10 protein-coding genes are annotated in these 10,247 nt (G+C 64.4%); 7 read left to right on the forward strand and 3 right to left on the reverse strand.

Features of this window, described 5'->3' with window-relative positions; translation table 11 throughout:
- The 3 genes from A985_RS29080 to A985_RS0108985 form a co-directional block, all read left to right on the forward strand.
- Window positions 1-498: MBL fold metallo-hydrolase (locus tag A985_RS29080; protein WP_369751559.1), on the forward strand; the 498-nt coding region annotated here is incomplete at its 5' end.
- Between the two features lie 86 nt (window positions 499-584).
- Window positions 585-2,321 carry an FAD-dependent oxidoreductase gene (locus A985_RS0108980; RefSeq protein ID WP_017233073.1) on the forward strand — a complete coding sequence of 579 codons (1,737 nt, stop codon included), beginning with the start codon at window positions 585-587 and terminating at the stop codon, window positions 2,319-2,321.
- A 66-nt stretch (window positions 2,322-2,387) separates the two neighbouring features.
- On the forward strand, window positions 2,388-2,621 hold the full coding sequence (locus A985_RS0108985) for a DUF2783 domain-containing protein (RefSeq protein ID WP_017233074.1): 234 nt from the start codon (window positions 2,388-2,390) through the stop codon (window positions 2,619-2,621).
- Window positions 2,622-2,703: 82 nt separating this feature from the next.
- On the opposite strand, the gene A985_RS0108990 is transcribed toward A985_RS0108985, so the two are convergent.
- The gene (locus A985_RS0108990) at window positions 2,704-3,504 is read right to left on the reverse strand and encodes an IclR family transcriptional regulator (RefSeq protein WP_017233075.1); all 801 of its coding nucleotides are present in this window, start codon (window positions 3,502-3,504) and stop codon (window positions 2,704-2,706) included.
- 302 nt (window positions 3,505-3,806) lie between these two features.
- Here A985_RS0108990 and A985_RS0108995 point away from each other — a divergent pair, with 302 nt between their 5' ends.
- The 3 genes from A985_RS0108995 to pcaF all read left to right on the forward strand — a co-directional run bounded on the left by A985_RS0108995 (window position 3,807) and on the right by pcaF (window position 6,461).
- Complete coding sequence (locus A985_RS0108995) at window positions 3,807-4,484, forward strand: 3-oxoacid CoA-transferase subunit A (protein ID WP_017233076.1); 678 nt, start codon at window positions 3,807-3,809, stop codon at window positions 4,482-4,484.
- Window positions 4,485-4,509: 25 nt separating this feature from the next.
- Window positions 4,510-5,160 carry a CoA transferase subunit B gene (locus A985_RS0109000; RefSeq protein ID WP_017233077.1) on the forward strand — a complete coding sequence of 217 codons (651 nt, stop codon included), beginning with the start codon at window positions 4,510-4,512 and terminating at the stop codon, window positions 5,158-5,160.
- A gap of 98 nt (window positions 5,161-5,258) precedes the next feature.
- Window positions 5,259-6,461 carry a 3-oxoadipyl-CoA thiolase gene (gene pcaF / locus A985_RS0109005; RefSeq protein ID WP_017233078.1) on the forward strand — a complete coding sequence of 401 codons (1,203 nt, stop codon included), beginning with the start codon at window positions 5,259-5,261 and terminating at the stop codon, window positions 6,459-6,461.
- A gap of 155 nt (window positions 6,462-6,616) precedes the next feature.
- Here the strand turns inward: pcaF and leuA are convergent, their stop codons facing one another.
- Both leuA and A985_RS0109015 read right to left on the reverse strand, forming a co-directional pair.
- Window positions 6,617-8,329, reverse strand: a complete 1,713-nt coding sequence (leuA, locus tag A985_RS0109010; RefSeq protein ID WP_017233079.1) for a 2-isopropylmalate synthase — start codon at window positions 8,327-8,329, stop codon at window positions 6,617-6,619.
- Between the two features lie 351 nt (window positions 8,330-8,680).
- A complete protein-coding gene (locus A985_RS0109015; protein ID WP_017233080.1) occupies window positions 8,681-9,154 on the reverse strand; it encodes an Lrp/AsnC family transcriptional regulator in 474 nt (157 codons plus the stop codon).
- Window positions 9,155-9,444: 290 nt separating this feature from the next.
- Here A985_RS0109015 and A985_RS24785 point away from each other — a divergent pair.
- A partial coding sequence (locus A985_RS24785) for a 4-hydroxyphenylpyruvate dioxygenase family protein (RefSeq protein ID WP_232424568.1) occupies window positions 9,445-10,247 on the forward strand: 803 nt, incomplete at its 3' end.

Genomic DNA, 10,247 nt, shown 5'->3' on the forward strand with positions numbered 1-10,247 from the left:
CTCGAAGTAAAGATCGCGCACCTCGGTTCGGGTCACACCAAGGGCGACACCGTGGTGTGGCTGCCGTCGCAAAAGGTGCTGTTCTCGGGCGACCTGGTCGAGTACGACGCCGCCTGCTACACCGGTGACGCGCAACTCGCCGAATGGCCGGCCACGCTCGACGCGCTGGCCGCGCTCGGCGCCGAAAAGCTCGTGCCGGGCCGGGGCCCTGCCCTGACCACGCCCGACGATGTCGCCAAGGGCCTGGCGTACACGAAGGACTTCGTGACAACGTTGTTCGAAGCGGGCAAGCAGGCCGTCGAACAGAAGCTCGATCTGAAGGGTGCGATGGCGCTTACGCGTCGCGAGATGGATCCGAAGTTCGGTCATGTCTTTATCTATGAACACTGCCTGCCGTTCGATGTGACCCGCGCGTTCGACGAAGCGAGCGGCATCACGCATCCGCGCATCTGGACGGCGCAGCGCGACAAGGAAATGTGGACCGCCCTGCAGGACTGAGTTCGCGCCGAGCGCAACATCAAAAGTAAAAAGCGGAACCCGCCGGGGCACGTGCGCCGGTGCGGTGCCGACGATGGAGACATTGCATGAGCAGCATCGATTACCAGCGCCTGACGTTCGATTACCGGCCTTGCGCAGAACAGTCCGGCAACGCCGCAGGTGAGATCCACCCGGTCATCGTGGTCGGCGCGGGGCCGGTGGGACTGGCCGGCGCCATCGACCTTGCGCAGCAAGGCGTGCCCGTGATCGTGCTCGACGACGACTGCACGCTCTCGGCCGGCTCACGCGCCATCTGTTTCGCCAAGCGTACGCTCGATATCTTCGACCGTCTCGGCTGCGGCGAGCGCATGGTGCAAAAGGGCGTGCGCTGGAACGTCGGCCGCGTGTTCCTGCGCGATCAGGAGGTCTACAACTTCGATCTGCTGCCCGAAGCGGGACACCATCGCCCGGCGTTCATCAATCTTCAGCAGTACTACGTCGAAGGCTATCTCTACGAGCGCGCACGCGAACTGCCGAACATCGACATCCGTTGGAAGCACAAGGTCGTCGGACTCACCCAGCAGGGCACGCCCGGCACGCCTGAGGCGAGCGTCACGCTCACGGTCGAGACGCCCGACGGCGAGTATCAAACCAGCGCACGTTACGTCGTGGCCGCCGACGGATCGCGCAGCCCCGTGCGCAAGTTGATCGGTGTGGACACCCACGGACGCACATTCAAGGACCGCTTCCTGATCGCCGACGTGAAGATGACGGCAGACTTCCCGACCGAGCGCTGGTTCTGGTTCGATCCGCCGTTCCATCCGAATCAATCCGTGCTGCTGCATCGACAACCCGACAACGTGTGGCGCATCGATTTCCAATTGGGATGGGACGCCGACCCGGCCGTCGAGAAGACGCCCGAGCGCGTGATCCCGCGCGTGCAAGCCTTGCTCGGCCCGGACGCCAAATTCAGCCTGGAGTGGGTCAGCGTCTACACCTTCTCGTGCCTGCGCATGGACGACTTCCGTCACGGTCATGTGCTGTTCGCCGGAGACGCCGCGCATGGTGTGTCGCCGTTCGGCGCGCGCGGTGCGAACAGCGGCGTGCAGGATGCGGAGAACCTCGCGTGGAAACTGGCGCGGGTGCTCGCCGGTCAGGCGCCGGATACGCTGCTCGATACTTACGCCCGTGAGCGCGAATTCGCCGCCGACGAAAACATCCGTAACTCGACGCGCTCCACCGATTTCATCACGCCCAAGAGCGCTGTCTCGCGGGTCTTCCGCGATGCCGTGCTGACGCTCGCCCGCGATCACGCGTTTGCGCGTCAGTTGGTCAACAGCGGGCGGTTGTCCGTGCCCGCCGTGCTGAGCGAGTCGACATTGAATACGCCGGAGCGCGACACGTTTGCGGGACGCATGGTCCCGGGCACGGCCTGCGTCGACGCGCCGCTCGTCCGGCATGGGCAGGACGGCTGGCTGCTGCCTCGCCTGGGCGGGCGCTTTGTCGCACTCGTATTCGGTGCGCCGGCGTCGCTCGATGCGGCATCGCTCGCGGGCCTCGACGCCCTCGCGAACGGCAGCGTGCCCGTCGTGTCATTGTTCGTCACGCCGGATGCCGAAGCGGCGCAGGACGCGCGCGGCGAACCCCATAGCGTCTGGCACGACGCGCAAGGCCTGGCGGCCCAACGCTATGACGCCGCGCCGGGAACGGTGTATCTGATTCGTCCGGATCAACACGTGTGCGCGCGGTGGCGCAGCGTCGACGCGACGGCGATTGCCGCCGCGCGCGAGCGCGCCTTGGGACGTACCGCCCCGGAAGTCGCGCCGATGCAATGCGCGGCCTGACGTGCCTCCGGCCAAACGCATCGACCACATCCCGATCCCATCGATCCCGCAGTAAGGAGCCCCTTCATGGCACTCGAAACACAACCGCGTCTGACGCGTCCGGACGACTTCTACGAAGCCCTGATCGACATGCACCGAGATCTCGACGAGGCGCAAAGTCAGGCCGCCAACGCGCAACTGATCCTGCTGCTCGCCAACCAGATCGGCGATCACGACACGCTGCTTTCGGCGCTTCGGCTGGCGCGCGCTGGCGCACTGGGCACCGCGACGAGTGGTTCGACGGACGGTCCGCACGCGTGACACAAGCAAAGGCGGGGCGCCCGGCCATCGGGCGCCCCGCGTTGTTCGACGCGAGACCGCGCAAGCAATGCGCGTGCGGGCGTTACACCACCACCATCTGCGAAATCTTCTGCGCCGCCGCCAGCAGGGGAGCGAGGAATGTGGCTTCCATTTCCGCCGCCGACGTCCGGTTGGCCTGACCACTGACATTCATCGCCGCGATCACCTGCCCCGCGCGATTGCGAATTGGCGCAGCGATCGAAATCATCCCCTCTTCCAACTCCTGATCGACGATGGCCCACCCTTGGGCGCGCACGTCGAGAATGCGCTGACGCAACGTGTCGATATCCGTCACCGTGCGGCGCGTGTGCTGACGAATGTCCGCGCGACGCAAGGCGGCGTCGAGTTCGTCGTCGGGCAACGCCGAGAGCATGACGCGCCCCATCGAGGTACACCATGCCGGCAGACGGCTGCCGATCGACAGGTTGATCGACATCACCTTGCGCACCGGCACGCGCAGGACATAGACGATGTCGTCGCCATCGAGCACCGAGGCGGAACTGCTCTCATGCACTTGCTGCACCAGCGCCTCCATGAACGGCTCGGCCAGATTCCACAGCGGCATCGACGTCAGATACGAGAAGCCGAGGTCGAGAATACGCGGCGTGAGCCGAAACAGGCGCCCCTCACTTCGCACGTAGCCCAGCGCTTCGAGCGTGAGCAGAATGCGTCGCGCCCCCGCACGGGTGAGGCCCGACGCCTGTGCGACTTCCGAGAGCGTCTGCGCCGGACGCGTCGCGTTGAACACCTTGACCACGGCCAACCCGCGCGCAAACGACTGCACATAGGAGTCACCCGGTTTCTTGTCGGTGGGGTCGGTAGCGTCGTTGGGCACGGGTGTCATGGAAAAGGCGGATGGCGAAAGGCAATGGAACGGCAAGCGTAATGGATTTGTGTCGCCGGTTCCACCGCACGACACACGCCACCGCGTCGCCTGCGCCAGACCGGCGTTCCCCCCCTCGGGCCGACCCTCGCTTGACGGCCGACAAGAGAAGGCTTACGCTGTTCTTATAGCGAATATATGTTCGCTATAAGAACATTGTGAACCAGACGATGCCGCCTGACAAGTCGCCGTCGCCGGGAGACACTCAACAAGGGTCACGGGCGCGAGTCCGCCAGCCCGATGGAACTGCCCAGGAGGCACGTGTGATCAACAAGATTTACGAGTCGCTCGCCAGCGCGGTGGCCGACGTTCACGACGGCGCGACGATCATGATTGGCGGCTTCGGCAATGCCGGGATGCCCTCGGCGCTCATCGACGCCCTGATTGAGCAAGGCTCGCGCGAACTGACCATCGTCAACAACAATGCCGGCAACGGCGAGACTGGCCTCGCCGCCCTGCTGGGTGCCGGGCGCGTGCGCAAGATTATCTGCTCGTTCCCGCGCCAGACCGACTCGCAAGTGTTCGACGCGCTCTACCGCGCGGGCAAGATCGAGCTGGAACTCGTGCCGCAGGGCAATCTGGCCGAGCGTATTCGCGCCGCGGGCGCCGGCATCGGCGGCTTCTTCACGCCGACCGGCTACGGCACGCTGCTCGCCGAGGGCAAGGAAACGCGCGTCATCGACGGCAAGCCGTACGTGTTCGAACTGCCGATCCACGCCGACTTCGCGCTCATCAAGGCGCTCAAAGGCGACCGCTGGGGCAACCTCGTGTATCGCAAGACCGCGCGCAACTTCGGCCCGATCATGGCCACGGCGGCCAAGTGCGCCATCGTTCAGGTGAATGAAGTCGTCGAGCTTGGCGAGCTCGATCCGGAAGCCGTGGTGACGCCCGGCATCTTCGTTCAACGCGTTGTCGCGGTGCCTGGCGCCGCACGCGCCTGATCCCCATCTGATTTCGGAGCACGACATGAACCGACTGACCCGCGACCAGATGGCCGCCCGCGTCGCCCAGGACATTCCCGACGGCGCCTACGTGAACCTCGGCATCGGCTTGCCGACCGCTGTTGCCAATCACTTGCCTGCCGAGCGAGAGATCATTCTCCAGAGCGAAAACGGCGTGATCGGCATGGGCCCGGCCCCCGCCAAGGGCGAAGAGGACGAAGACCTTATCAACGCCGGCAAGCAACCCGTCACGCTCAAGCCGGGCGGCGCCTACTTCCACCATGCCGATTCGTTCGCGATGATGCGCGGCGGCCACCTCGACTTCTGCGTGCTCGGCGCGTTCCAGGTCTCGAAGACGGGCGACCTCGCCAACTGGCACACCGGCGCTCCCGACGCCATTCCAGCCGTCGGCGGTGCGATGGATCTCGCCAGCGGCGCCAAGCAGGTGTTCGTGATGATGGAACACCAGACCAAGCAGGGCGATAGCAAGATCGTCGAGCAGTGCACTTATCCGCTCACCGGCGTGGGTTGCGTCACGCGCATCTACACCGATCTGGCGGTGATCGATGTCGCCCCCGAGGGCCTGCGCGTCGTCGAGATGGTCGACGGCCTCACGCTCGACGAACTCCAGCGTGTGACCGGCGTGACGCTGCTGCCCTCGCCGGCCGTTGCCTGACGCGACACCCCCATCGCCGGGACATCGCCTGATGTGACCCGGCGTTTTTTCATCTGCGAGACTCCCTGCGCGAGTTTCGATTCGGCTGAGGTAGACCCATGAGTGAAGTCTTTATCTGCGACGCGATTCGCACCCCGATCGGCCGCTACGGCGGCGCGCTGTCCTCCGTGCGTGCCGACGACCTCGGCGCCATTCCGCTCAAGGCGCTCATGGCGCGCAACGGCGGCGTCGACTGGACGCAGGTCGACGACGTGATCTTCGGCTGCGCCAACCAGGCCGGGGAAGACAACCGCAACGTGGCGCGCATGTCGTCGCTGCTGGCCGGCCTGCCGCAAGACGTGCCGGGCGCCACGCTCAACCGCCTGTGTGGTTCGGGCATGGACGCCATCGGCACCGCCGCGCGCGCCATCAAGGCGGGCGAAGCCGGTCTGATGATCGCCGGCGGCGTGGAGAGCATGAGCCGTGCGCCGTTCGTGATGGGCAAGGCGGCGAGCGCGTTTTCGCGTCAGGCGGAGATTTACGATACGACCATCGGCTGGCGTTTCGTCAATCCGCTGATGAAGGCACAGTACGGTGTGGATTCGATGCCCGAGACGGGCGAGAACGTCGCGACCGAGTTCGGCATCAGCCGTGAAGATCAGGATCGCTTTGCGGTGCGTTCGCAGGAAAAGGCCGCACGCGCCCAGGCCGATGGCACGCTGGCCCAGGAAATCACGCCGGTGTCCATCGCCCAGAAGAAGGGCGAGGCGATCGTAGTGGATCGCGACGAACATCCGCGTGCAACGAGCATGGAAGCGCTCGCCAGACTCAAGGGCGTGGTACGCCCGGATGGCACCGTGACCGCCGGCAACGCTTCTGGCGTCAACGACGGCGCCTGCGCACTGCTGTTGGCAGACGAGGCGAGTGCGGCGCGCTTTGGCCTGACGCCGCGTGCCCGCGTTCTGGGCATGGCGACGGCAGGGGTGGCACCGCGCATCATGGGCATCGGTCCGGCTCCCGCAACGAAAAAACTGCTCGCTCGGCTCGGTATGTCGATCGATCAGTTCGATGTGATCGAACTCAACGAAGCGTTTGCGAGCCAGGGCCTGGCCGTGCTGCGTCAGCTCGGCGTGGCCGACGATGACCTGCGCGTCAATCCGAACGGCGGCGCCATTGCGCTGGGCCATCCGCTCGGCATGAGCGGCGCACGTCTGGTGACGACGGCGATGTATCAGCTCCAGCGTACGGGTGGTCGCTTTGCGCTGTGTACGATGTGCATTGGGGTCGGCCAAGGCATCGCTATCGCCATCGAAGCGGTGTAATCCCACCACACCGCCTGTGTTTCAGGGCCGGGCGTGCGTGCGGGACTCGGTAAGTCCCGCCACGCCTCGTCCGGGTCCCGTCGGCATGATCGATGCCGGTCGGGACGCGTCTGCCCTCAATCTCCTTCCGTCCTTCCTCAGGTTCCCCTGACCGTTCAGACAGCCTTGGCGACGTCGCGCATGACGGCGTCGAAGAACGTTGTCTGCGCGTCCGCTTCGCTGCGGGCATACGCGCGGTTGATGCCGCTGATCACTGCCCGAATCGATGCGGTCGTCAGATTCGCATCGATGCCCACGCCGAAAGCACTGCCCACGATGGCGTCGCCGGCCATCTCCGCGATGGCGATCGCGCGGGCGTCGGCCCCTTGCGTGAGCGCGCGCTCCTCGTAGTGCTGAACGCGCACAGGCGTACGCATGGCGTGCATCAGGGCGTCCAGCGGTCCGTTACCGGTGCCCGAGACGGTCGTGCGCTGACCGTGAATGTCGACCGTCACGGCGATATGCTGGCGGCCGTCCCGCTCGGACAGCGTGTGACCGACGTACGCGACCGGCTCGCTCGACGCCACGTATTCCTTCTGGAACAGTTGCCAGATCTGCGACGCGGTGACTTCGGCCCCCGTCTCGTCGGTGTAACGCTGTACGGCCGAGCTGAAATCGACCTGCAGGCGACGCGGCATCTGCACGCCATACGACTGCTCGAGCAGATAGGCGATGCCGCCCTTGCCCGACTGGCTGTTCACGCGAATGATCGAGTCGTACGTGCGGCCGAGATCGCTCGGGTCGATGGGCAGGTACGGCACTTCCCAGACGGCGTCCGGTTTTTGCGCGGCCAGGCCCTTCTTGATGGCGTCCTGATGCGAACCGGAGAATGCGGTGAACACCAGGTCGCCGACATACGGATGACGCGGATGCACGGGCAACTGCGTGCATTCCTCCGACGTGCGGGCGATCTCGTTGATGTTCGAGAAATCGAGGCCCGGATCCACGCCCTGCGTGTACAGGTTCAAACCGAGGGTGACGAGGTCGACGTTGCCGGTGCGTTCGCCGTTGCCGAAGAGGCAACCTTCGATGCGGTCGGCACCGGCCATCACGGCCAGCTCGGCCGCGGCCACGGCCGTGCCGCGATCGTTGTGCGGGTGGACCGAGAGAATCAGCGAATCGCGGCGCGCGAGGTGACGGTGCATCCACTCGATCTGGTCGGCGTAGTGGTTCGGCGTGCCGATCTCCACCGTGGCCGGCAGGTTGACGATGCACTTGCGCTGCGGCGTGGGTTGCCACACGTCGAACACCGCGTCGCACACGTCCTTGGCGAACTCGAGTTCGGTGCCGGTGAACGTCTCTGGGCTGTATTGCAGCGTCCATTGCGTGTCCGGCGCGGCGTCGGCACAGCGTTTGATCGTCTTGGCCGCAGCCACGGCAAGCGCCTTCACACCGGGCTGATCGAGGTTGAAGACGATGCGGCGGAATTCGGGCGCGGTCGCGTTGTAGAGGTGGACGATGGCGCGCGGTACGCCCTTGAGGGCGGCGAAGGTGCGCTCGATGAGGTCGTCACGGGCCTGCGTGAGGACTTCGATGGTGACGTCGTCGGGAATGTGACCGCCTTCGATCAGTTCGCGCACGAAGTTGAAATCGGTATCGGACGCCGACGGGAACGCCACTTCGATTTCCTTGAAGCCAATGGCGACGAGCGTCTTGAACATGCGCATCTTGCGCTGGGCATCCATCGGCTCGAACAAGGCCTGGTTGCCGTCTCGCAGATCGGTGCTCATCCAGATCGGGGCACGCGTGATGGTGCGGCTCGGCCATTGTCGGTCGGGGATATTGACCGGGGTGAACGGGCGGTACTTCGTGGCGGGGTGCTTCAACATGGCGTAGTCTCAAGGGTCGGCAAAAGTGGCAACCGGACGACGCATGAACGCAGATTAGCTACGACCGCCGGTTGGAGGAACCGGGGCTCAGATCGGCGTAACTGGGGAAAATCAGCGGTGCTTCAGAGAAGTCTTCAGACGATGCACGCGCGCAGCAACGGACCAAGCCCGGTGGAGCGGGCTAGTAGTCGTAGCGAGAGGGAGAATTGCGCGGTGATCATGGCCCTCATGAAATCACAGAGTTTCGGACGCTGTCAACCATGATGTGTTGTCTCATGACATTTCCCTCGTGGGCCGGCACGCACCGGCGCGGTCGTCGTCGACCCGCGGCCCCGGGGATCGGGCGCCTCGTCAGGGCGTGAGCGGCACGGCCGAGGTGCACTTGATCTCGTCGAGACAAACGCTCGACTTGACGGCACTCACCCCGGGAATCCGCATCAGTGTATCGAGCAGAAACTCGGACAGCGCCTTCAGATCACGGGCCACGACCTTGAGCACGTAGTCGATATCCCCCGTCACGGAAAAGCACTCTTGAATCTGTGCCAGCTCCGCCACCAATCCCTTGAAATTCGACAGGTCGCGGATATGACCGCGCTCCATCGTCACGTGGACAAAGGCGACCACGCCAAAGCCGAGCTGCTGCGCGTCGAGCCGTGTGTCGTAGCCCTTGATCACCCCCGTCTCCTCGAGCCGCCGGTGACGCCGCAACGTCTGAGCAGGCGACAGCTTGATCGCCTCGGCCAGCTCAAGATTCGAAATTCGCCCGTGCGACTGCAATACCCCCAGCAACCGGACGTCGATTCGATCGATCTCGATGTCATGCACTTTTATCTCTCCTTAGGCACATATCACGAAATATTAGTGCAAAAACTAGGGTTTCCCTAACACCGTTACGAAATCCTATTTTGCGGTGTCCCCCTTACACTGAGCGCGGTAAAACGTCGCACGTGCGTGCCACCTTCCCACTATTTCAGGGATTACGGCGAGCGGAACGGGCCCGCCGGTTTATCCCAACCCGACGGTCGACAAAGCGCAATTTTGTTGCACTTTCCGCCGTCACCCGGCGTTCGACGAATCTGACACTTTATCCATCACCTGACCCAGCCGAGACGATCATGGCCGACCTGTTTGACAACCCGATGCAACTGATGGGCTTCGAATTCGTGGAATTCGCGTCGCCTACCCCGAATGTCCTCGAACCCATTTTCGAGCAGATGGGCTTCACGCTGGTGGCGCGTCACCGTTCGAAGGACGTAGTGCTGTACCGCCAGGGCGACATCAACTTCATCGTGAACCGCGAGCCGAACAGCGAAGCGGCCTACTTCGCCGCCGAGCACGGCCCGAGCGCCTGCGGCATGGCATTCCGCGTGAAAGACTCGCACAAGGCCTACGCCCGTGCACTGGCGCTCGGTGCGCAGCCGGTAGAGATCGAGACCGGCCCGATGGAGCTGCGTCTGCCCGCGATCAAGGGCATCGGCGGTGCGCCGCTGTATCTGATCGATCGCTTCGAGGAAGGCAAGTCGATCTATGACATCGACTTCGAATTCATCGAGGGCGTCGACCGTCATCCGGTCGGCCACGGCCTGCGTCTGATCGACCACCTGACGCACAACGTTTATCGCGGCCGCATGGCCTATTGGGCCAGCTTCTACGAGAAGCTGTTCAACTTCCGCGAGATCCGCTACTTCGACATCTCGGGCGAATACACGGGCCTGACATCCAAGGCCATGACCGCGCCCGATGGTAAAATTCGCATCCCCCTGAACGAGGAATCCGCCAAGGGCAGCGGCCAGATCGAGGAATTCCTGATGGCCTTCAACGGCGAAGGCATTCAGCACATTGCGTTCCTCACCGACAACCTGCTTCAGGTGATCGACAACCTGCAAATGGCCGGGGGCGAGCTCATGACCGCGCCGAA

Source organism: Pandoraea sp. B-6, from assembly GCF_000282835.1.
Classification (GTDB): domain Bacteria; phylum Pseudomonadota; class Gammaproteobacteria; order Burkholderiales; family Burkholderiaceae; genus Pandoraea; species Pandoraea cepalis.

Excerpts from the sequence above, each read along its gene's own strand:
- A985_RS0108980 (WP_017233073.1), top strand. The coding sequence starts at position 585 with ATGAGCAGCATCGATTACCAGCGCCTGACGTTCGATTACCGGCCTTGC.
- A985_RS0108985 (WP_017233074.1), top strand. The coding sequence starts at position 2,388 with ATGGCACTCGAAACACAACCGCGTCTGACGCGTCCGGACGACTTCTAC.
- A985_RS0108990 (WP_017233075.1), bottom strand. The coding sequence starts at position 3,504 with ATGACACCCGTGCCCAACGACGCTACCGACCCCACCGACAAGAAACCG.
- A985_RS0109000 (WP_017233077.1), top strand. The coding sequence starts at position 4,510 with ATGAACCGACTGACCCGCGACCAGATGGCCGCCCGCGTCGCCCAGGAC.
- pcaF (WP_017233078.1), top strand. The coding sequence starts at position 5,259 with ATGAGTGAAGTCTTTATCTGCGACGCGATTCGCACCCCGATCGGCCGC.
- leuA (WP_017233079.1), bottom strand. The coding sequence starts at position 8,329 with ATGTTGAAGCACCCCGCCACGAAGTACCGCCCGTTCACCCCGGTCAAT.